Origin of the sequence: Vibrio sp. 10N.261.52.A1, from assembly GCF_002876325.1 — a bacterium.
GTDB lineage: Bacteria > Pseudomonadota > Gammaproteobacteria > Enterobacterales > Vibrionaceae > Vibrio > Vibrio chagasii.
In genome coordinates, this window is the sequence record NZ_MCYD01000382.1 from 1 (window position 1) to 473 (window position 473).

1 protein-coding gene is annotated in these 473 nt (G+C 45.0%); it reads left to right on the forward strand.

Translation table 11 applies throughout. The features are described from left to right. Positions 1–298: aldehyde dehydrogenase family protein (locus BCT81_RS04775; RefSeq protein WP_133152549.1), on the forward strand; the 298-nt coding region annotated here is incomplete at its 5' end. Between the last annotated feature and the right edge of the window lie 175 nt (positions 299–473).

The window sequence follows — 473 nt, forward strand, 5'->3', positions numbered from 1 at the left end:
AGAGATCTTTGGCCCTGTCGCTCCAGTTATGAAGTTCGACAGTGATGAAGAACTCATCGAGATGGCGAACGATACGATTTATGGTTTAGCGTCTTACTTCTACAGCCAGAATATTCACCGGGTGTGGAAGGTAGCAGAAGCGCTTGAATACGGTATGGTTGGCATCAATGACGGCTTGATCTCTACTGAAGTAGCACCGTTTGGTGGGGTGAAACAGTCGGGCATTGGTCGTGAAGGGGCAAAAGAAGGCATCGATGAGTACATGGATATTAAGTATCTATGTTTTGGTGGAAATTAAGGCTTCGGTGGAAACTAACGTCTCGGCAAAAAATAGGCTTTAGCGGTAACTAAGCTTTTCACCTCAACCCCTCTGAAAACGAAAGCAAAAAAAAGCCGCGCTATACTGCGCGGCACCTTGGGCTCGGTTAAGGGGGGTTACTTTTATCGTTATTATTCTTTTCTTTCTTATTATC